This window comes from Sinorhizobium terangae, assembly GCF_009601505.1.
GTDB lineage: Bacteria > Pseudomonadota > Alphaproteobacteria > Rhizobiales > Rhizobiaceae > Sinorhizobium > Sinorhizobium terangae.
The window spans coordinates 46,770-66,644 of record NZ_WITC01000058.1 but is presented as its reverse complement, the minus strand read 5'-3'; the positions used below and the strand labels follow the sequence as shown (position 1 = coordinate 66,644).

At 61.7% G+C, this 19,875-nt stretch carries 19 protein-coding genes; 16 read left to right on the top strand and 3 right to left on the bottom strand.

Features of this window, described 5'->3' with window-relative positions; all coding sequences use genetic code 11:
• The first annotated feature begins 107 nt into the window (after positions 1-107).
• From GHK62_RS15805 to GHK62_RS15780, 6 genes are all read left to right on the top strand, one after another.
• Positions 108-1,145 carry an ABC transporter ATP-binding protein gene (locus tag GHK62_RS15805; RefSeq protein ID WP_153440111.1) on the top strand — a complete coding sequence of 346 codons (1,038 nt, stop codon included), beginning with the start codon at positions 108-110 and terminating at the stop codon, positions 1,143-1,145.
• Complete coding sequence (locus GHK62_RS15800) at positions 1,142-1,996, top strand: ABC transporter permease (RefSeq protein ID WP_153440110.1); 855 nt, start codon at positions 1,142-1,144, stop codon at positions 1,994-1,996. The genes GHK62_RS15805 and GHK62_RS15800 overlap by 4 nt, the downstream gene beginning before the upstream one ends.
• A complete protein-coding gene (locus GHK62_RS15795) occupies positions 1,993-2,793 on the top strand; it encodes an ABC transporter permease (protein WP_153440109.1) in 801 nt (266 codons plus the stop codon). The genes GHK62_RS15800 and GHK62_RS15795 overlap by 4 nt, the downstream gene beginning before the upstream one ends.
• The gene (locus GHK62_RS15790) at positions 2,790-3,575 is read left to right on the top strand and encodes a carbon-nitrogen hydrolase family protein (RefSeq protein WP_153440108.1); all 786 of its coding nucleotides are present in this window, start codon (positions 2,790-2,792) and stop codon (positions 3,573-3,575) included. Before GHK62_RS15795 ends, GHK62_RS15790 begins: the two co-directional genes overlap by 4 nt.
• 258 nt (positions 3,576-3,833) lie before the next feature.
• Positions 3,834-4,787: a ring-cleaving dioxygenase gene (locus GHK62_RS15785; protein ID WP_153440107.1), complete on the top strand. Its 954-nt coding sequence runs from the start codon at positions 3,834-3,836 to the stop codon at positions 4,785-4,787.
• Positions 4,788-4,905: 118 nt separating this feature from the next.
• On the top strand, positions 4,906-5,469 hold the full coding sequence (locus GHK62_RS15780; RefSeq protein WP_153440106.1) for an NADPH-dependent FMN reductase: 564 nt from the start codon (positions 4,906-4,908) through the stop codon (positions 5,467-5,469).
• 18 nt (positions 5,470-5,487) lie between these two features.
• Here the strand turns inward: GHK62_RS15780 and GHK62_RS15775 are convergent, their stop codons facing one another.
• Together GHK62_RS15775 and GHK62_RS15770 are read right to left on the bottom strand one after the other, a co-directional pair.
• Entirely contained in the window at positions 5,488-7,044 is a 1,557-nt protein-coding gene (locus tag GHK62_RS15775; RefSeq protein ID WP_184108855.1) for a VOC family protein, read from the bottom strand.
• Between the two features lie 92 nt (positions 7,045-7,136).
• Complete coding sequence (locus tag GHK62_RS15770; protein WP_153440105.1) at positions 7,137-7,994, bottom strand: SDR family NAD(P)-dependent oxidoreductase; 858 nt, start codon at positions 7,992-7,994, stop codon at positions 7,137-7,139.
• A 209-nt stretch (positions 7,995-8,203) separates the two neighbouring features.
• Between GHK62_RS15770 and GHK62_RS15765 the strand changes: the two genes are divergently transcribed.
• Entirely contained in the window at positions 8,204-8,959 is a 756-nt protein-coding gene (locus GHK62_RS15765; RefSeq protein ID WP_153440104.1) for a Crp/Fnr family transcriptional regulator, read from the top strand.
• 107 nt (positions 8,960-9,066) lie between these two features.
• The gene (locus tag GHK62_RS15760; protein WP_184108857.1) at positions 9,067-9,453 is read left to right on the top strand and encodes a response regulator; all 387 of its coding nucleotides are present in this window, start codon (positions 9,067-9,069) and stop codon (positions 9,451-9,453) included.
• 11 nt (positions 9,454-9,464) lie between these two features.
• Here GHK62_RS15760 and cysQ read toward each other — a convergent pair whose 3' ends face one another.
• A complete protein-coding gene (gene cysQ / locus GHK62_RS15755) occupies positions 9,465-10,241 on the bottom strand; it encodes a 3'(2'),5'-bisphosphate nucleotidase CysQ (protein WP_153440103.1) in 777 nt (258 codons plus the stop codon).
• Positions 10,242-10,473: 232 nt separating this feature from the next.
• Between cysQ and GHK62_RS15750 the strand changes: the two genes are divergently transcribed.
• The 8 genes from GHK62_RS15750 (at position 10,474) to GHK62_RS15715 (ending at position 19,854) form a co-directional block, all read left to right on the top strand.
• Positions 10,474-11,724 carry a sarcosine oxidase subunit beta family protein gene (locus GHK62_RS15750; RefSeq protein WP_153440102.1) on the top strand — a complete coding sequence of 417 codons (1,251 nt, stop codon included), beginning with the start codon at positions 10,474-10,476 and terminating at the stop codon, positions 11,722-11,724.
• Between the two features lie 77 nt (positions 11,725-11,801).
• Positions 11,802-12,080, top strand: coding sequence for a sarcosine oxidase subunit delta (locus GHK62_RS15745; RefSeq protein WP_153440101.1), 279 nt, complete (start codon positions 11,802-11,804; stop codon positions 12,078-12,080).
• Entirely contained in the window at positions 12,077-15,034 is a 2,958-nt protein-coding gene (locus GHK62_RS15740; protein ID WP_153440100.1) for a sarcosine oxidase subunit alpha family protein, read from the top strand. Before GHK62_RS15745 ends, GHK62_RS15740 begins: the two co-directional genes overlap by 4 nt.
• A gap of 10 nt (positions 15,035-15,044) precedes the next feature.
• On the top strand, positions 15,045-15,599 hold the full coding sequence (locus GHK62_RS15735) for a sarcosine oxidase subunit gamma (protein WP_153440099.1): 555 nt from the start codon (positions 15,045-15,047) through the stop codon (positions 15,597-15,599).
• 353 nt (positions 15,600-15,952) lie between these two features.
• Positions 15,953-16,855: a branched-chain amino acid ABC transporter permease gene (locus tag GHK62_RS15730; protein WP_153440098.1), complete on the top strand. Its 903-nt coding sequence runs from the start codon at positions 15,953-15,955 to the stop codon at positions 16,853-16,855.
• 4 nt (positions 16,856-16,859) lie between these two features.
• Positions 16,860-18,245 carry a high-affinity branched-chain amino acid ABC transporter permease LivM gene (livM, locus tag GHK62_RS15725; RefSeq protein WP_153440097.1) on the top strand — a complete coding sequence of 462 codons (1,386 nt, stop codon included), beginning with the start codon at positions 16,860-16,862 and terminating at the stop codon, positions 18,243-18,245.
• Positions 18,245-19,132 (top strand): ABC transporter ATP-binding protein, encoded by an 888-nt coding sequence (locus GHK62_RS15720; RefSeq protein WP_153440096.1) that lies wholly within the window; start codon positions 18,245-18,247, stop codon positions 19,130-19,132. Before livM ends, GHK62_RS15720 begins: the two co-directional genes overlap by 1 nt.
• Positions 19,129-19,854 (top strand): ABC transporter ATP-binding protein, encoded by a 726-nt coding sequence (locus GHK62_RS15715; RefSeq protein WP_153440095.1) that lies wholly within the window; start codon positions 19,129-19,131, stop codon positions 19,852-19,854. The genes GHK62_RS15720 and GHK62_RS15715 overlap by 4 nt, the downstream gene beginning before the upstream one ends.
• The last annotated feature ends 21 nt before the right edge of the window (positions 19,855-19,875 follow it).

Genomic DNA, 19,875 nt, shown 5'->3' with positions numbered 1-19,875 from the left:
TGGTTCCTTGAGAACCGATTTTAAGGATAAGCCATGCAGCAATTCAAAGCGATGCAGCGACCTCTGTGCGCCTCACAAGACGCACGGCGCCGCAGGACGGGAAATATATGTCGGGACTAGCCCTTCAGAACGTCGTCAAGGAATTCGGCTCCTTCAGGGCCGTCAACAATGTCGAGCTCACGGTGCCGCACGGTACGTTCGTTTGCATGCTCGGCCCCTCGGGCTGCGGCAAGACGACGTTGCTGCGCATGATCGCCGGGCTTGACCTGCCAACGGGAGGTGCGATCCGGCTCGACGGCGAAGACATCACCCATGTGCCGACCCATAAGCGCAATCTCGGCATGGTGTTCCAGTCGCTGGCGCTCTTCCCGCACCTGACGGTCGGCGAAAACATCGCCTATCCCTTGCGCATCCGCAAGGCGCCGAAGGAGGACCAGAAGCGGCGAGTCGAGGAACTGCTGTCGATGATCCACCTTGCGGGCTATGCGGACCGTCCGGTCTCCAAGCTTTCCGGTGGTCAGCGCCAGCGTGTCGCAATCGCCCGCGCGCTGGCAATCTCACCGAAGCTTTTCCTGCTCGACGAGCCGCTTTCGGCGCTTGACGCGAAACTTAGGGAAGCGATGCAGGTGGAACTGCGCCAGTTGCAGCAGCAGCTCGGGATTACGACGATCGTCGTCACGCACGACCAGCGCGAAGCGATGACCATGGCCGATACGGTCGTTGTCATGAATGGCGGCGAAATCCGCCAGGCAGCCTCGCCGATTGAAATCTACCGCCGGCCGGCGGACAGTTTCGTCGCCGACTTCATCGGCCAGACCAACCTGATCGAAGCCGAAGCGGACACGCAGGGCCACGTTTCCGTGCTCGGCCAGCCGGTGCCGGGTCTCGCCTTGCCCGCCGGCGCGGCAAAGGCAACGCTTTCAATTCGCCCCGAGGACGTTCACCTGACTGCGCCGGGTGCCGGTGCGATTTCCGGCACGGTCACCTTCGTGCGTGATCTCGGCGGAACGATCGAGACGTTTGTCGATGTCGCCGGCCGCCAGATCGTCGCCGTTTCCACGCCGCGCGAGCGGCCGGACGTCACCGTCGGCCAGCAGGTCGGCGTCGCGCTCACTCCGGACGTTTGCGTGGTGCTCAGGAAATGAGACGCGAACCGCCCCAGACCATTGGCGACTACACGCCGCTCTTTTTCCCCGCAGCGATGCTCACCATCTTCTTCGTCGTGCCCTTCGGTACTATGATCGCCGTGAGCTTCTTCCAGCGCCAGCAGGGCGGCTTCTATACGCCGGCCTTCGTATTCGACAACTACGCCCGTTTCCTTTCGGCCTTCTTTGGCGGGGTGCTCGGCTTTTCCCTCATGATGGCGATCGCTGTCGCCATCTGCTGTGTCGTGCTGGCGCTGCCCTTCACCTACATGCTGACGCGGACGGCGCGCAGCGTGCAGATCGTCTGGCTCGTCGCGCTGCTCTCGGTGCTCTCGCTCTCGGAGGTCATCATCGGTTTCGCCTGGTCGACACTTTTCTCGCGCACGGCGGGCATCACCAACATTCTGGTTGCGCTCGGCCTCATGGGCGAGGCCAAGGCGCTGACCCCGAGCTTTGCGGCGGTGCTGACGGGCATGGTCTATCAGGCCTTCCCTTATACGGTGCTCGTATTGTTTCCGGCGCTTGTCCGTCTAGATCCGACCTTGACCGAGGCCGCGCGAACGCTCGGAGCCTCGCCGCTCAAGGCCTTCTTCACCGTCGTCGTTCCGGCGCTGAGGAACACGATCGTCGCGACGCTGATCATGGTCTTCATCTTTGCGCTCGGTTCCTACCTGCTGCCGCAGCTTCTCGGTCGGCCACAGCACTGGACGCTGTCGGTGCTGATCACCGACCAGGCGATCTACCAGTCGAACATGCCTTTCGCCGCGGCGATGGCGGTGTTCCTCGTGCTGGTGACGCTCGGGCTGGTCGCCTTGACAGTGCTTGCGGGACGAAAGGGAGAGGCGGCATGACGTCGATTTTCCGCAAGTTCTATTTCTTCCTGATCGCGCTCTTCCTTGCGCTGCCGCTGATCGTAGTTGCCGGCGTTTCGGTCAACCAAAAGCAGACGCTTGCCTTCCCGCCACAGGGCTTTTCGACATCCTGGTACGGCGAGATCTTCCTGAACCCCGAATGGCGAAACGCGCTGATCGCCTCGGTCACGCTTGCTGTGCTTTCGGCAGCGCTTGCCGTCGCCATTGCCTTGCCGCTTGCCTGGTTCCTGTGGCGGCGGATTGCGCCCTGGGCGAACATCTTCCAGCTTCTGGGCGTCGCACCCTTCACGCTGCCGCCGGTGATCACGGCGCTGGGGCTTCTCACCTTCTGGGCGACCGTAGGTTTCTACGGGCAGCCCTGGACCGCCGTCGTCAGCCACGCGATCTTCTTCGTGACCTTGCCGCTCGTCACTCTGTCCCTCGGCTTCACGTCGATCGATCGTTCGCTGGTCGAGGCGGCCTCGACCATGGGCGCGGACGAGCGCACGGTGTTCCGCACGGTGGTGCTGCCGCTGATCCTGCCCTATATCGTATCGGGCTATGCTTTCGCCTTCGTGCTCTCGCTCAATGAATATATCGTCGCCTACATGACCGTCGGCTTCACCATGGAGACGCTGCCGATCAAGATCTTCAACGCGCTGCGCTACGGCTACACGCCGACCATGGCCTCGGTGACGATCCTCTTCGTCACGACGGCAGCGGTCATCTTCGGCCTCGTCGCCCGCTTCGGAGACCTGCCGAAGCTGCTCGGCGCCATGTCATCGGATGGTAAATGATGAAGCTTGCCGCTCTGCAGATGAAATCCGTTGGCGGGGACACCGCCGCCAATCTCGGCCGGATCGGCGCAGCGGCGGCGGAGGCGTCCCGCCTGGGTGCGACGCTGCTGGTCACGCCCGAGCTCGGCATTACCGGCTATGGTGCCGGTGATGTGATCCGCGACATTGCCGAGGGCGCCAACGGCCCGATCGTGCGGCGATTGCAGCAGATTTCGGCCGAGGCGGGTATCGCGATCATCGCCGGCTTCGCCGAGCGGGAGGGCGACGCCATCTACAACAGCGCCGTCCATGTCGACGGTGATGCTGTGCCGACGATCTATCGCAAGTCGCATCTTTATGGCGACTACGAGCGCTCGCTGTTCACGCCGGCGGAACCGTCGACGCGCCTCTTCGAACACGAGGGCATAAAGTGCGGCATGCTGATCTGCTACGACGTCGAGTTTCCGGAAAATGTCCGCCGGCTCGCGCTTGCCGGTGCTGATGTAGTGCTGGTGCCGACGGCGCTGCCGGCCGGCTGGTCGGGAACCTTCATCGCCGATCACATGATCCAGACAAGGGCGTTCGAAAACCAGCTTTTCGTCGCCTATATCAATCATTGTGGTTCCGACGCGATGTTTTCCTTCGCCGGTTTGTCGCGCATCGCTTCGCCCGACGGGCAGCTCCTGGCGAAAGCCAATTCCGCAGACGAGACCCTGATCTTTGCCGAAATCGACCCGGAGCTGTTTGCCATTTCGCGCGCGGAGAATACCTATCTCAGGGACCTGCAGCGTCCGCGCCGCTAAAGCATCCCGCTTTCAAGTGGAATTACTGAAAGCGGATAAGATGCTGCAGAATCAAAGTGCTAAAGCGTCCTTTGTGCGTTCGTTAAACGCACGGCGCTCTAGATCGTTCTCCTTTAGAGAACAATCTGTTCGCGTCGTTTCCCCTTTCGGGAGTGACCGGGCCGACCGATATTGTGCTCAACGAAATGCCCGCCCTACGGCGCCGGCGTCCTATCGGACGCGCAAAAGCCGCCGTAACGCATCAAGCTGGAGGCAATCATGAGCTTGCAACTGACCGGTATCCACCATCTCACGGCAATCACGGCCAACGCGCCAGAAAACCTGCGCTTCTACACAAAGACGCTCGGGCTGAGGCTGGTCAAGAAAACCGTCAATCAGGACGACACGGCCGCCTATCATCTTTTCTATGCCGACGGACAGGCAACGCCTGGCACTGATCTGACGTTCTTCGACTGGCCGGTTGGCCCAGAGGGACGCGGCACGCACAGCATTTCGCGCACCGGGTTCCGGGTCGGCAGCGCCGAAAGTGTGAGATGGTGGAAGCGCCGATTTACCGAGCTGAGTGTGTCCGCCGGTGAGGTCACGGAAATCGACGGCCGGACGTCGGTCGACTTCGAGGACGGCGAAGGCCAGCGCTTCCGGCTTCTGGACGATGGCGGACTTGCGCCGTCGCATCCCTGGGAGAAGAGCCCGGTTCCCGCCGAACATCAGATCAAAGGTCTCGGCCCGATCACGATCAGCGTGCCGGACATCACCAACACGGCGCTCGTGCTCACGCATGTCATGAACATGACCGATGTGCGCGCCTACGCCGCACCGGACGGCGTCGGTGAGGTGCATGTCTTCTCGATGGGCGAGGGCGGTCCTGCGGCCGAATTGCATGTCGCGGTCCAACCGGGCCTGCCACCGGCGCGCCAGGGCGCGGGCGGCGTGCATCATGTCGCGTTCCGCACGCCGGACGTGGATCAGCTGCATCAGTGGACGGAACGGCTGAACGGTTTCCGCTTGCCGTCGAGCGGTGAGGTCGAGCGCTTCTATTTTCGCTCGCTCTATTTCCGCGAGCCGAACGGAATCCTGTTCGAGATTGCGACCGACGGACCCGGCTTCGCCGTGGACGAACCGATGGAAACGCTCGGCGAAAGCCTGTCATTGCCGCCGTTCCTGGAACCGAAGCGGGCTCAGATCGAGGCAGGGTTGAAGCCCCTGGAGTAATCGCAAAGAAGCCGGGACATTGTTCCCGGCTTTCTTTTTGTCCTTTGACCTCTAGTTCTATTGTCGTGAGGAGGGCGGCGTTGGGCCGCCGATCCTGAAAAAGCGGAAACCATCATTCATGACGAAGATACTCGGCATATCGGGCAGTCTGCGGAAGGCCTCCTTCAATACGGCGTTGGCGAGGGCAGCGAAATCCGTCGCGCCCGGCGGTATCGCGTTCGAGACCGCGACGCTGCACGGCATTCCGCTTTACGATGGCGATGTCGAGGTTGAACGCGGCATCCCGGCACCCGTGGCCGATCTCAAGCAGAAGATCATCGCGGCGGACGGCGTGATCCTCTTCACGCCGGAATACAACAACTCGATGCCCGGCGTTTTCAAGAACGCCGTCGACTGGCTCAGCCGTCCGCCGGCAGACATCAAAAAGGTGTTCGGTGGCAGGCCCTTTGCATTGGCCGGTGCGTCCCCCGGGAATTTCGGCACCATTCTCAGCCAGAACGCCTGGCTTGCCGTGATGCGGACGCTCGGGGCGGATCTTTGGTCGGGCAAGCGGTTGATGTTGCCGAAGGCCGCCACCGTGTTCGACAGCGAGGGGAAATTGACCGACGAGGAGACCAGGGAGCGAGTACGCGGCTTTATCACGGCTTTCGCCGAGTATGTCGCGTCGACGAAGGCAAGATAACGCGCTCAGCCCACGGAATCAGAGACCGGTTTCCGCCATCCAGCTGCGAATGGCTTCGACATCGTCGTCACCGATGCCGTGATGGGTGTCTATGTCGAGTGCCTTGAGGTTTGCGCCGGTGTCGGCGAGGAGCTTTACCAGGGTCGGCGCATATTTGCCGTAGGGATCTTCCTTGCCCGTCAGCACCAGGATGTTTGCCCCGGCAAGGTCGGGTGTTGGCGCATCTTCGAGCGCGGCCATGGCCCGCATCATCACCACGTTCCTGATGAGGCCGGGATAAAGCAGCATCACGGCAGCCAGCATGTTGGCGCCGTTTGAATAGCCGATGAAGACCGTCTTGTCTGGGGCGAGGCCGTAGCCCTCGCGCGCGCCGTCGACGAAGGCGACGAATGCCTCTGCCTCCGAGCGGATGTCCTGCTGGTCGAAAGTCGTCATCGACAGGCGGCGGAACCAGCGGGGGAAACCCTCCTCGGTGCTTCGGCCGCGCACGCCAAGCAAGGTGGCGTGCGGATCGACCTGATGCCCGAAGGGGAGCATGTCCGTCTCGTTGCCGCCGCTGCCGTGCAGGAGCACGAAGGTGCGATCGTTCGGGTCATCCGGATGATAGAAGCGGTGGATGAAGGGCAGGTCGCGCTGGGTTAGCCGCGGCTCGCCAGGCAGGGCGAATTGCGGCAGCTTCACCATGGTCGCGGAAGGATTGGCTTCCATGTGCGCCGGCAGGAACAACCTGGACCCAAGCGTATCCGCCGGCTCGTCGACCGCAAACCCCGGACCGTCTGTCGCCAGCTCGTAGAGTGAGCCGCCCGGTTCACGCACATAAAGCGAGAAGAAATATTTCCGGTCGTGCGCGTTGGTGGCACCCGCGTGCTCCTGCTCGAGGTCGGCGCGTACCGCAAGAACAGTCGCCTCATCCGGCGCGCGAAAGGCGATGTGATCGATCGTGCCCGTACCGGGCGCCGATGTCCAGAAACCGGTGGCGTCGCGCACGTCGATGACGTCTCCGCATTTCGATGTCAACCGCCGGATCGTGGCTGTTGCTCCGGTTTCGGAATAGCCGAAATGATTTTGGAGGAAGTGAGCGGTTTCCTTGGGTTTCTCCGTGAGGAGGGTCGCGCCGCGCAGCCGCCGGATGGCGTCCGTCTCCGGAATATCCCGGCTCGCCCATGGAGCAGGCTCGGCAAGCGCGTTGGTTCCGACCAGTTTCACGATCACGCCGTCCGGATCCTTGAGACGCAGCACCGGCTCGCCGAACTCCTGCGCAGGGCCGGTCGCCTGAATGTTGAACTGCAATGCGCGCGTCAGCCAGAAGCCGGTGCTCTCCGGCGGGATGGCAAAGGCGATTTCGCTCGGCTGACCATGGCCGACGCGTCCGGGCGAGCCGTCCTCCCACATCAGAAAGGTGACGAGCGACCCCGGCGACCCGGCCGCATCCCCGTAAAAAAGATGCAACTGATTGGGGTCCTCGTAGCCGCCGGTTCGCTTGACAAGGCGCAGGCCGAGGAAGCCGAGGTAAAAATCGACATTCGCCTGCACCTTGCGGGCGATCAGGGTGATGTGGTGGATGCCGCTGGTCACCGTCTTGTCCTTCCGCACTTCAACTGCGCACCGCGCTTCAAGCCTGGGTACTGGGGGGCCGCCTACTGGGGCCCGGCTACGTCAGTGGGCGCTCAGTCGCTTTTGCCAGCGAGGAAGGCCTTGAAGGCTTCGCCATGGTCCGGATGCCAGCGCGAAAGCGGTGGCCGGTTTTCGACGATGTCGCCCGCCGCCCACAGGATGCGTTTCTCATCCGTCGAGCGGTCGACCTCGTTGTCCGGGCAGAGGATATAGAAGTCACCGCGTTCGAGGCTTTCCATCATGAAGTCAACGGTCTCATCCGCGGTCCATGCACCCGCCGGCTTCTCGGTGCGTCCGTGGGCGGTCAGCGACGTGTAAACGAAACCGGGAATCAACAGGTGCGCAGCGACCTTGCAGCCCTCGGTGTTGCGCAGTTCATGCTGCAGCGCCTCGGTGAAGACCTTCACCCCGGCCTTCGAGACATTGTAGGCCGGATCGCCGGGTGGCGTGGTGATGCCCTGTTTCGAGCCGGTATTGATGATCAGTGCCGGTTCGCCATGGGCAATCATCGCGGGCGCGAATATCCGTGAGCCGTTGATCACACCCCAGAGATTGACGGCGATCACGCCTTCCCAGTTTTCCAGCGGGCCGAACATCGAACTGCCCGGCTGGATGCCGGCATTGTTCATCAGCACATGTACGTGGCCGAAACGCTCGCTTGCCGAGCGCGCCAGCGCCACCAGATCGTCGGGCCGGGAGACGTCCGTGTCGATTGCGGCGACATCGCTTGCGCCGCCCGTGGCCACCCTTGCCACCTCGGCCGCAGCCGCCTGCAGGCGTTCGCCTGGAAGGTCGGCAAGGACAACCTTCAGACCAAGGCCGGCGAAGCGTTTGGCCGCGGCAAGGCCGATGCCCGAGGCAGCTCCTGTGATGACGGCGACATGGTTTTTTGCAATGGCGGCGTGGGACATGGCGTGGATCCCTTTTGGTGGCGGAAAGGTCCGAAAGAGATAGAGCGGCGGCGGCGCCAAGTCCATCGCAATCACCGTCGAACCGGCTCGTGAAACATCTGAAATGGCATTGCTTTCCAGCAGGCGTCCTTGTCCCAAGGCGCGTAGGCGCTACTTCACTGCTTGGGTCTTATGAATAAGTTCCTTTGCAGCCGGCCACGAGATGGTCCATGGCAAACCAAGCGAGCAAGAACAGCAAGCGCACACCCTGCGAGAATTGTCCCCTTCGCCGGCTCGCGATCTTTCGCGATTTCGCAGCCGAGGAACTTGCCTTCGTTTCGAACTTCAAGACGGGGGAACTGGCAGTCGATAGCGGCGCGACAATACTCCTTGAAGGCACGCACAGCGCTCATCTCTTCACCGTGCTTTCCGGTTGGGGCTTTCGGTACAAGATGCTCGACGACGGTCGCCGCCAGATCCTGAACTACGTGATGCCCGGCGACATCGTCGGGCTGCAAGGCAGTCTGATGGGAGAAATGCAGCATTCGATCGAGGCGCTTTCGCCGGTTACTCTCTGCGTATTCGAACGGGACAGACTCAATCAGCTTTTCACCGGGCACCCCGACCTTGCTTATGATCTGACCTGGATCGCGGCCCGGGAGGAACGGATTCTCGACGAGCATCTGCTGAGCATTGGCCGACGTTCCGCACTCGAGAGGGCCGCCTATCTCCTCTCCTTCCTTTATCAAAGAGCAAAAGTATTGGACCTCTTTCGGGGCAATCGAGTCGCGATCCCGATCCGCCAACAACACGTCGCCGACACGCTTGGCCTTTCGGTCGTCCACACCAACAAGACACTGAAGAAGCTTGCCGACCGCGGGCTCATTCGCTGGGTGGACGGGGGATGCAACGTGCGCGATATTGATGGGCTGCTTGCGATTGCCGAGTGGAAGGGTATCAGCGAGCACAAGCGGCCATTCATCTGATGCACCGGTCACATGTCATTTTTAAGTGCCGAACCGCTCTTTAGCGCCTAGGTTGGTTGCTCGAGATCGAACCTTGGTCTGGCAGAGCTTCTGAAAGGGCGCCGGGAGTGCAAAGCAACGAAATTCCGCCGACGATAAAGACGGTTCTCGTTTTGGAAGACAATTTCATCATTGCAATGGACGCCGAGGAAATCCTCACATCCCTGGGAGTGGCAGAGGTTCATGTTGCCACCAATGCCGAGCAGGCGATGGAAATCGCGAACGCGCATTCCATCGACTTTGCCCTCATCGACGTCAATCTCGATAACGATACAAGCTTCGTCGTCGCCGATGCCATGATCGCGCGCGGCATCATGGTCGGCTTTACCAGCGGATACGGCGAATCCTTTCCCTGGCCGGAGCATCTGCGCGATATTCCGAGGATCGACAAACCCTTCAGCGAAATGACGATCGGCAGCCTTATCGAGGCTGCGCATGGCCAGCGCGGTGGCTGATGCCACCGGCGTCACGGCCTGCCGCGGGCGACGAACCAAGGGTTTGCAAAATCGCTGTCGTGGTCCTGGTTGCGCTTGCCGTAGGTGAGGGGGCTTCCTTCCATGGTCAGCGTCTCGCCGCCGGCCGCGCGCAGGATGGCGTCGCCGGCCGCGGTATCCCATTCCATGGTGCGGCTGAAGCGCGGGTAGATGTCGGCAAGGCCTTCGGCCAGCAGGCAAAATTTCAGCGATGAACCGACAGCCTCATAGTCGGTAATGCCGTGATCGGCGAGATAGGCGATCGTCTCTGCGCTGTTGTGCCAGCGGCTGGTCAGTGCGAGCGGCCGATCGCCGCAGATGCGACAGCCGATAACCGCCTGAGGTCCGGCTATGTGATCATCCTCGATCAAGGCCTTCTTCGCCTTCTTGGAACTTGCCGAATAGAGGATGCCGAGCGCGGGCGCATAAACCACGCCGGCAACGGGCACGCCCTCCTCGATCAACGCGATGTTGACGGTGAAATCGCTGTTGCGCCCGACGAACTCCTTGGTGCCGTCCAGGGGATCAACAAGAAAGAAGCGCTTTCCCGAAATATCGGGGACATGTCCCGCCGCGACTGCTTCCTCAGCGATGACGGGAATGTCGGGAAAGCTCGCCGTGAGATCGGCGAGGATTATGCGTTCGGCACCATGATCCGCGTCGGTAACGGGTGAGGTGTCGGCTTTATAGCTGATGGCCGGTCCGGCGTTGTAAATGTCCAGGATCGCCCTTCCGGCTGCGAGCGCCGATCTTTCCAATGTTTCCAGCATCGCCATTCTTCTTTTCCGCGCCAGCGCCCCGATTCGCATGGGATTGGCGGAACACCGATAGCCTTCCTTCCTTCATACTCAAATCTGTCTCTTTGCCGCAATCGCGGAAGCTCCTGGCATTGCCGCGAGAAAAACCCGTTACAGCGGCATTTTGCGGCCGCAAGGCGTCTTGCATCTTTGCGTTGCGCCTTGCTTGTGCAAAGGTGGCCGCGCAAGTGAACTGGATGTCTTCATGCGTTATTCCGCATTCTCGATCGTCAAGAACGCTCTTTCCGGAAATCTGAAATGGAAGCCGCAATGGCGACAGGCCGAACCGAAATCGCATTATGATGTGATCATCATCGGCGGCGGCGGTCATGGCCTCGCCGCAGCCTACTATCTCGCCAAGGAATTCGGCGTCAAAAACGTCGCCGTACTGGAGAAGGGCTATCTTGGCTCAGGAAATGTCGGACGGAACACGACGATCGTGCGTTCCAACTACATGCTGCCGGGCAACGAACCGTTCTACGAATTCTCGATGAAGCTTTGGGAAGGGCTGGAGCGGGAGCTGAACTATAATGTGATGCTGTCGCAGCGCGGCGTCATCATGCTTTACCACAGCGACGGCCAGCGCGACGCTTACATCCGGCGCGGCAACGCCATGTGGATGGAGGGCGTGGCGGCCGAGCTGATCGAGCGCGACCAGTTGAAGAAGATGATCCCCTTCCTCAACTACGACCACGCCCGCTATCCGATCCTCGGCGGGCTCCTGCAGCGGCGCGCCGGTACGGCCCGGCACGATGCGGTCGCCTGGGGTTACGCGCGCGGCGCCGACCGCCATGGGGTCGATATCATCGAACATTGCGAGGTGACCGCGATTCGCCGCGAAAGTGGCGTCGTCACCGGGGTCGAGACGACCAAGGGCTTCATCGGCTGTGGGAAGCTGGCGCTGGCGGCCGCGGGCAACACCTCCCGCGTCGGCGAGATGGCGGAGCTGAAGCTGCCGATCGAGAGCCATGTGCTTCAGGCCTTCGTGACCGAAGCGCTGAAGCCCTGCATCGATCATGTGATCGTCTACGGCGGCGGGCATTTCTATATCTCGCAGTCCGACAAGGGCGGCCTTGTCTTCGGGGCGGAGATCGACGGTTACACCTCCTATGCCCAGCGCGGAAACCTCGCGACAGCCGAGCATGTGATGGAGGAGGGGGTGACGATGATCCCGGGCCTTTCGCGCGTCCGGGTCCTGCGCTCCTGGGCCGGCGTGATGGACATGAGCATGGACGGATCGCCGATCATCGACCGGACGCCGATCGACAATCTCTATCTGAACTGCGGCTGGTGCTACGGTGGTTTCAAGGCGACGCCCGCATCGGGCTACTGCTTCGCTCACCTGATCGCCAAGAACGACACGCATCCGGTCGCGCGTGCCCTGAGGCTCGACCGCTTTGCCCGCGGCTATGCGGTCGACGAGGCCGGTGCCGGTCCGCAACCCAATCTTCACTGACAGAAGCGGCGAACCGCTCTCTCCCTCGCGGTCGCATTTCGAACCAACTGGATCCGCGCGGGTCCAAGGACAAGACGATGGCAAGCCTGATCACCTGTCCCCATTGCGGGGTCCGCCCGAAGGAAGAGTTTGCGATCCGCGGCGACGCATCGCTCGTTCGCCCGGTGCCGACCGCATCGGACGAAGCCTGGCACGATTATGTCTATGTGCGCGCCAATCCGCGGGGGCGTACGCTTGAGCACTGGCAGCACGTGGCGGGCTGCCGCCGCTTCCTCGTGGTCGACCGCGACACGTTTACCCATGAGGTCCACTCCGTGACCGATGGTGCTGTCTTCGCCAGGGAGAACGGCCGATGACCGCCTATCGCCTGACGACGGGAGGACTGGTCGATCGCAGCCGTTCGCTGAGTTTCAGTTTCGACGGCCGCCCCTTGCGCGGCTTTGCCGGGGATACGCTTGCCTCGGCGCTCCTTGCCAATGACCAGCTGCTGGTCGGCCGCAGCTTCAAATATCACCGCCCGCGCGGGATCGTTAGCGCCGGCCCGTCAGAACCGAATGCGCTTGTCACGATCGGTTCCGGCGCGCGCAGCGATCCGAACACGAAAGCGACCGTTGCGGAGCTCTACGCCGGATTGACGGCACGCAGCCAGAACCGCTGGCCGTCGCTCGGCTTCGATATCGGCGCGGTGAGCAATCTTCTCTCGCCATTCATTGGCGCGGGCTTCTACTACAAGACCTTCATGTGGCCAGCGCAGCTTTGGGAAAAGTTTTACGAGCCGCTGATCCGTCGTGCTGCCGGTCTCGGGCGTGCGGTACTCGAGCGCGATCCGGAAAGTTATGAGAAATCCTGGGCACACTGCGACCTGCTCGTCGTTGGTGGCGGCCCGACCGGCCTGATGGCGGCGCTTACCGCGGCACGCGCCGGCCTTCGCGTCATTCTGGCCGACGAGGATTTCCGCCTCGGCGGGTCGCTCCTTTCGGAAACGCAGGCGATCGATGGTGCGCCCGCGCATGTCCTTGCCGATCGTGTCGCCGCCGAATTGCAGGCGCTGCCGAACGTGACCCTGTTGCCGCGAACGACGGTCTTTGGGTGGTACGACGACAATGTATTCGGCGCCGTCGAACGGGTTCAGAAGCACGTGGCGGAGCCTGTCGCCAAGCTGCCGACGGAGCGGGTCTGGCGCATCGTCGCGAGGCGGGCGCTTCTCGCGACCGGTGCCGAGGAGCGTCCGCTGGTCTTCGGCGGCAATGACCGGCCGGGCGTGATGATGGCCGGGGCGCTCAGGATCTATACGAACCGCTACGGCGTGGCGGCCGGCAGATCGGTTGCGATCTTTACCAGTGGCAGCGCCGGATATCAGGCAGCCCGCGACCTCCACGCCAAGGGCATCGCCATCGCGGTGATCGTCGACAGTCGTGCAGCGGCAGAAGACGCCGCGCCTGAGGGCACGCGCGTGATTCGTTCGGCCTCTGTTGTCGATACCAAGGGACGCCGGCGGGTTTCGGGGATCGTCGTCGAGCGGTCGGGCTTCGAGGAACTCGTACCCTGTGACGCGATCGGCATGTCCGGCGGCTGGAGCCCCGTCATTCACCTCGCCTGCCAACGCGGGGCGAAACCGGTCTGGTCCGATCAACTGAGCGCCTTCATTGCGCCGGACGTTGGCAGCGGACTGCGGGTCGCCGGCGCGGCAAATGGGGTCTACACGCTTGCCGGTTGCCTCGGCGATGGCGTTGCCAAGGCGTCGGCGATCGCCGCCGAACTGGGATTCAGGCCCGCTCAGGACATTCTGCCGGAAACGGGCGAGGAAGCTGATCCGCACGTCACCGCGCTTTGGTATGTACCCGGAGCAAAGTCCAAGGCCTTTGTCGATTTCCAGAACGACGTGCACGCGAAGGATCTGGGGCTTGCTCTGCGCGAAGGCTTCGGCCACGTCGAACACGCCAAGCGCTATACGACCAGCGGCATGGCTACCGACCAGGGCAAGCTCTCGAATATCAACGCCGTTGGCATTCTTGCAGGCATGCGAGGAGTGAGCCCCGCGGACGTGGGGACGACGACATTCCGCCCGTTCTACACGCCCGTTTCCTTCGGCGCGCTTGCCGGCACCGCGCGTGACAAACACGCGGCACCCACGCGCAAATCACCGCTGCATGAATGGGCACGGAAAAGCGGCGCGACCTTCGTCGAGTCGGGTCATTGGTATCGGTCCGCCTGGTATCCCCGCGCTGGCGAAAAGGCCTGGCGCGAGAGCGTCGATCGCGAGGTGCTGAACGTACGGGCCAACGTCGGCATTTGCGACGTCTCGACACTCGGCAAGATCGAGCTTTTTGGCCCGGACGCGGCTGAATTTCTCAATCGGCTCTATTGCAACGCGCTGTTGAAGCTTCCGGTCGGCAAGGCTCGTTATGGCCTGATGCTTCGCGAGGACGGTTTCGTCTATGACGACGGCACCGTCAGCCGGCTCGCGGAAGAGCACTTCCTGGTCACGACGACGACCGCGATGGCGGGCGGCGTGATATCACACATGGAGTATTGCTCGCAGGTGCTCTGGCCCGAACTGAAAGTTCGTTTCTGCTCCGTATCCGACCAATGGGCGCAGATAGCGATTGCCGGCCCGAAGGCGCGCAGCGTGTTGCAGCAGCTTGTCGAGGATGACATCTCCGACGCGGCATTCCCGTTCCTCGCAGCCGGAGCAGTCACGCTCAAGGGCGGCCTGAAAGCGCGGCTTTTCCGCATCTCCTTCTCCGGCGAGTTGGCCTTCGAACTCGCCGTTCCGGCGGGATTTGGCGTGGCAGTTGCCGATCAGCTGATGGACGTGGGCCGCGCCTTCGATATCTGCGCCTATGGGGTGGAAGCCCTCAATGTGCTGCGGGTGGAAAAAGGCCTGCCGACACATGCCGAATTCGATGGTCGGGTGACGCCTGATGACGCCGGGCTGGGCCGCATGGTTTCCTCCCACAAGACGGACTTCATCGGCAAGCATCTCTCGTCGAGATATGGACTGACGGCCGCAGACCGCATGCAGCTTGTGGGACTGAAGCCAGTGGACAGGGAAAAGGACATTCGTGCGGGCGCGCATCTGCTGCGCGAGGGCATGAAGCCGTCGACCCTCAGCGACCAGGGCTGGGTCAGCTCCGCCTGCTTCTCGCCGGCACTCGGTCATCACATCGCGCTTGCCTTCCTCAAATCCGGCCGTGAACGCTACGGCGAACGGATTGTCGTGTGGGACAAGCTGCGCGATCAGGAAGTTGTCGCCGAAGTCTGCGACCCGGTCTTCGTCGATCCCGAGAACGCCAGAATGAAAGCCTGAGGACGCGCCGATGATCCGCGATTACTACAACCGCAATGCGCTCGATGAGAAGCTGCGCGGCACGCCCCAGTCGCCCGGCGCCAATCATCTCGCGATCGGCCACAGGCAGGCGGTGGCGTTGGTGCTTGCCATTGCCGGCGAGGAGGACGCGGTCGAAAAGCTGTTGTCGTCGGCAACTGAATTCGCGGTGCGCTTCAGCGCGCCGGGCGAATGGCTGGTCGTCTCTGAAAACGATACGCCGGAGGCGCTGCAACGTCGTCTCGATGCCCTGTGCAGCGGCCGGGCCCATATCGTCGATCAAAGCGACGCGCGCGTCTTGTTGCGGCTTTCCGGACCATCGGTGCGCCGGATCCTTGCAAAGGGCATCGGCCTCGACCTGCATCCCGCCGCCTTTGAGACCGGGACCAGCGCGAATGCGCTTTGCGGCCACATTGCCGTCAATCTTGCGCGCACCGGGCAAGACGCATTCGAGCTGATCGCTCCGCGCTCTTATGCGGAGTCCCTTTTCGATGACCTCATGACAATGGGGCGCGAACACGACCTGACGGCGGCATTCGCCGGGTGACGAGGCAAGCGGTTGCGGCAGTCTCCGAATTGTCCAATCGCAACATCGGCCGCAATTCAAATTGCTACAGCGTCCTTTGTGCGTCCTATGGAACGCGTGAGGCTATTGATGCCGATTTTCCGCGACTTTGCGGTCAATCGTGCTCATTTCGCGTGCGATCGCTGCTAAAATTTTGATTTTTCTGGCTTCGAAAACGCCAAATCGATTTTATCGCCGAAGAATCCGGAGGAGAACCACTTTTTAGCTTTCATTTTCGTTTGAAAGAGGTATGGAATTGGGGCAAAGAGCACGCTCACCAATGAGCTCTAATAACAAGAGATCGGACCGCTAGGATCTGGTCCAGGGGAAGATTGATGGAGTATTTCGTCCAGCAGCTCGTCAACGGGCTGACGCTTGGGTCTATTTATGGTATGATCGCGATCGGTTATACCATGGTTTACGGCATCATCGGCATGATCAACTTCGCCCACGGCGATATCTTCATGCTGGGCGGCTTTGCCGCGTTGATTGTCTTTCTGATTCTCACAACATTCATGGCGGGTGTGCCGGTTGTACTGGCGCTGTTGCTAATGATGATCGTCGGTATGCTTACGGCAGCGATTTGGAACTGGACCATTGAGCGGGTGGCTTACCGTCCGCTGCGCGGGTCCTTCCGTCTGGCGCCGCTGATCACGGCCATCGGCATGTCGATCGTACTGTCGAACTTCATTCAGGTGACCCAGGGCCCGCGCAACAAGCCGATCCCGCCGCTTGTCTCGTCGGTCTATGATATCTTCGGCATCGCCATTTCGCTGAAGCAGATCATCATCGTTATCATCACGGCCATTCTGCTTTCGGTTTTCTGGTACATCGTCAACAAGACGCCGCTTGGTCGTGCGCAGCGCGCCACCGAACAGGACCGCAAGATGGCGGCGCTGCTCGGTGTCGATGTCGATCGCACGATCTCGGTGACCTTCGTCATGGGCGCGGCGCTCGCAGCTGTCGCCGGGACGATGTTCCTCATGTATTACGGTGTCGTCGTTTTCACTGACGGCTTCGCTCCGGGCGTCAAGGCGTTTACCGCTGCCGTTCTCGGAGGCATTGGCTCACTGCCGGGCGCGGTTCTCGGCGGGCTGATGATCGGCCTCATCGAGTCATTGTGGTCGGCCTATTTCACCATCGACTACAAGGATGTCGCGACGTTCTCCATTCTCGCGATCGTTCTGATCTTCAAGCCGTCAGGTATTCTCGGACGACCGGAAGTCGAGAAGGTATAATTCCATGGCAAATATTGCATCTACCACTGCAAGCGCTGGCACTGAGGTGACGGCGCGGGCCCTGCGGGAGGCTGTCTTCGCGGGCCTCGTCACCCTCGGCCTGTTCGTTCTGTTCGTCGGCCTCAAGACCGACCAGAACATCCGCAACGAGCTGATCCTCACCCAGCGCTGGGGTCTGCTGGCGACTTTCGTGATCATTGCCATGGTCGGTCGCTTCCTGATGGTCGCCTACGCCCAGCCCTGGCTTGCGCAGAGAAAAGCGGCGAAGGTGGCTGCACCGGAGGTCGTGAAGGAGGAGGGCTTTTTCAGCCGCAATTTCTCCAAGATCGCGATCGTTGCGCTCATTCTCTATCCGCCGGTCATTCTGGCCCTCACCGGTGTCCAGGGATCGTTGAAGTGGGTGGACAACTTCGGCATCCAGATCCTGATCTACGTGATGCTCGCCTGGGGCCTTAACATCGTCGTCGGCCTCGCCGGTCTGCTCGACCTCGGCTACGTCGCGTTCTATGCGGTCGGGGCCTATTCCTATGCGCTGCTTTCAAGCTATTTCGGCCTGTCCTTCTGGGTGCTCTTGCCGGTCGCCGGTCTTCTGTCCGCCTGCTGGGGTATGATTCTGGGCTTCCCGGTACTGCGCCTGCGCGGCGACTACCTGGCGATCGTGACGCTCGCTTTCGGTGAGATCATCCGCCTCGTGCTGATCAACTGGACCGAAGTGACCAAGGGCACGTTCGGTGTGTCCGGCATCGCCAAGGCGACGCTGTTCGGCATCAAGTTCGATGCCTCCAAGACCGGCTTCGCGGCGATAATGGGGCTGCCGATCTCGTCGGCCTACTACAAGATCTTCCTCTTCTATCTGATCCTCGGCCTTTGCATGATTACGGCCTTTGTCACCATCCGGCTGCGCCGCATGCCGGTCGGCCGGGCTTGGGAAGCGCTGCGCGAGGACGAGATCGCCTGCCGGTCGCTCGGCATCAACACGACGACGACCAAGCTGACGGCATTCGCCACGGGCGCGATGTTCGGCGGCTTTGCAGGGTCGTTCTTCGCGGTGCGCCAGGGTTTCGTCTCGCCGGAATCCTTCGTATTCCTTGAGTCGGCCGTCATCCTTGCGATCGTCGTGCTCGGCGGCATGGGCTCGCTGACCGGTATCGCTATAGCGGCCATTGTGATGGTCGGCGGTACGGAGATCCTGCGCGAGCTCGCCTTCCTCAAGGTGATCTTCGGACCGAACTTCACGCCCGAACTTTACCGCATGCTGATATTTGGCCTGGCCATGGTCGTCGTCATGGTGCTGAAGCCGCGCGGCTTCGTCGGATCCCGCGAACCGACTGCGTTCCTCCGCGAACGCAAGGCTGTCTCCGGCAGCTTCACCAAGGAAGGGCACGGCTGATGGCCATAGAGACAACGACAATGACAAAAGACCCCATTCTAAAGGTTGAGCACCTGTCGATGCGCTTCGGCGGTCTCATGGCTATCAACGATTTCTCTTTCGAAGCCTCTCGCGGTGACATCACCGCACTGATCGGCCCGAACGGAGCGGGCAAGACGACAGTGTTCAACTGCATCACCGGCTTCTACAAGCCTACGATGGGCATGATCACCATGCGCCAGCGGTCCGGCAAGGAGTATCTGCTGGAGCGCCTGCCCGATTTCGAGATCACCAAGCAGGCCAGGGTGGCGCGCACCTTCCAGAACATACGGATGTTCTCGGGCATGACGGTGCTGGAAAACCTGCTTGTTGCCCAGCACAACAAGCTGATGCTGGCGTCCGGCTACACCTTCCTCGGTCTGTTTGGCTTCCCGGCCTACCGTCAGGCGTCCAAACAGGCCATCGAACTCGCCAGGCATTGGCTCGAAAAGGCGTCACTGATCGACCGCGCCGATGATCCGGCCGGCGACCTGCCCTATGGTGCGCAGCGGCGGCTCGAGATTGCCCGCGCCATGTGCACGGAACCGGAGCTTCTCTGCCTCGACGAGCCAGCGGCAGGCCTCAACCCACGTGAATCGCATGCGCTCAACGACCTGTTGCAGGGTATCCGTCGGGATACCGGGACATCCATCCTGTTGATCGAGCACGACATGTCCGTGGTAATGGGGATCTCCGATCACGTGGTGGTGCTGGAATACGGCCAGAAGATTTCCGACGGCAACCCGGAATTCGTGAAGAACGATCCGAAGGTCATTGCGGCCTATCTGGGTGTCGAGGACGAAGAGGTTGAAGAGGTGATCGAACAAATCGAGGAAATCGAGGGCGAGCAGGGAGGCACCAAGCAATGAGTGCGCCGCTGCTGCATGTAAGAGCCGTCGAGACCTATTACGGCAACATCCGGGCCCTGAACGGCGTCGACGTGGAGGTTCATCGCGGCGAGATCGTCAGCCTTATCGGCGCCAACGGCGCCGGGAAGTCGACGCTGATGATGACGATCTGCGGCAGCCCGCAGGCGCGCACCGGCTCCGTCCACTTCGACGGTCAGGACATCACGCGGCTGCCGACGCACGAGATCGCCCGTCTCAGGATCGCGCAATCGCCGGAAGGGCGCCGCATCTTCCCGCGCATGACGGTATTCGAGAACCTGCAGATGGGAGCGAGCCTCGACAACCTGAAGTATTTCAACGAGGACGTCGAAAAGATCTTCACGCTCTTCCCGCGGCTCAAGGAGCGGCGGGCGCAGCGCGGCGGCACGCTTTCGGGCGGCGAACAGCAGATGCTGTCGATCGGGCGCGCGCTGATGGCCCGGCCGAAGCTGCTCCTGCTCGACGAGCCTTCGCTTGGCCTTGCGCCGCTGATCGTGAAGGGCATCTTCGAGGCGATCAAGAAACTCAACAAGCAAGAGGGCCTGACGGTGTTCCTCGTCGAACAGAACGCGTTCGGCGCGCTCAAGCTGTCGGACCGCGCTTATGTCTTGGTCAACGGCAGGGTGACCATGAGCGGGACAGGCAAGGATCTTCTCGCCAATCCGGAAGTCCGTTCGGCTTACCTCGAAGGTGGCCGCCATTGATGCGCCGCGCCTGGAGTATGT

Coding starts and splice junctions, on each gene's coding strand:
- GHK62_RS15780 (WP_153440106.1), top strand. CDS start 4,906: ATGACGAAGATACTCGGCATATCGGGCAGTCTGCGGAAGGCCTCCTTC.
- GHK62_RS15745 (WP_153440101.1), top strand. CDS start 11,802: ATGGCAAGCCTGATCACCTGTCCCCATTGCGGGGTCCGCCCGAAGGAA.
- cysQ (WP_153440103.1), bottom strand. CDS start 10,241: ATGCTGGAAACATTGGAAAGATCGGCGCTCGCAGCCGGAAGGGCGATC.
- GHK62_RS15735 (WP_153440099.1), top strand. CDS start 15,045: ATGATCCGCGATTACTACAACCGCAATGCGCTCGATGAGAAGCTGCGC.
- GHK62_RS15740 (WP_153440100.1), top strand. CDS start 12,077: ATGACCGCCTATCGCCTGACGACGGGAGGACTGGTCGATCGCAGCCGT.
- GHK62_RS15730 (WP_153440098.1), top strand. CDS start 15,953: ATGGAGTATTTCGTCCAGCAGCTCGTCAACGGGCTGACGCTTGGGTCT.
- GHK62_RS15800 (WP_153440110.1), top strand. CDS start 1,142: ATGAGACGCGAACCGCCCCAGACCATTGGCGACTACACGCCGCTCTTT.
- GHK62_RS15765 (WP_153440104.1), top strand. CDS start 8,204: ATGGCAAACCAAGCGAGCAAGAACAGCAAGCGCACACCCTGCGAGAAT.
- GHK62_RS15785 (WP_153440107.1), top strand. CDS start 3,834: ATGAGCTTGCAACTGACCGGTATCCACCATCTCACGGCAATCACGGCC.
- GHK62_RS15770 (WP_153440105.1), bottom strand. CDS start 7,994: ATGTCCCACGCCGCCATTGCAAAAAACCATGTCGCCGTCATCACAGGA.
- GHK62_RS15750 (WP_153440102.1), top strand. CDS start 10,474: ATGCGTTATTCCGCATTCTCGATCGTCAAGAACGCTCTTTCCGGAAAT.
- GHK62_RS15720 (WP_153440096.1), top strand. CDS start 18,245: ATGGCCATAGAGACAACGACAATGACAAAAGACCCCATTCTAAAGGTT.
- GHK62_RS15715 (WP_153440095.1), top strand. CDS start 19,129: ATGAGTGCGCCGCTGCTGCATGTAAGAGCCGTCGAGACCTATTACGGC.
- livM (WP_153440097.1), top strand. CDS start 16,860: ATGGCAAATATTGCATCTACCACTGCAAGCGCTGGCACTGAGGTGACG.
- GHK62_RS15790 (WP_153440108.1), top strand. CDS start 2,790: ATGATGAAGCTTGCCGCTCTGCAGATGAAATCCGTTGGCGGGGACACC.
- GHK62_RS15795 (WP_153440109.1), top strand. CDS start 1,993: ATGACGTCGATTTTCCGCAAGTTCTATTTCTTCCTGATCGCGCTCTTC.
- GHK62_RS15805 (WP_153440111.1), top strand. CDS start 108: ATGTCGGGACTAGCCCTTCAGAACGTCGTCAAGGAATTCGGCTCCTTC.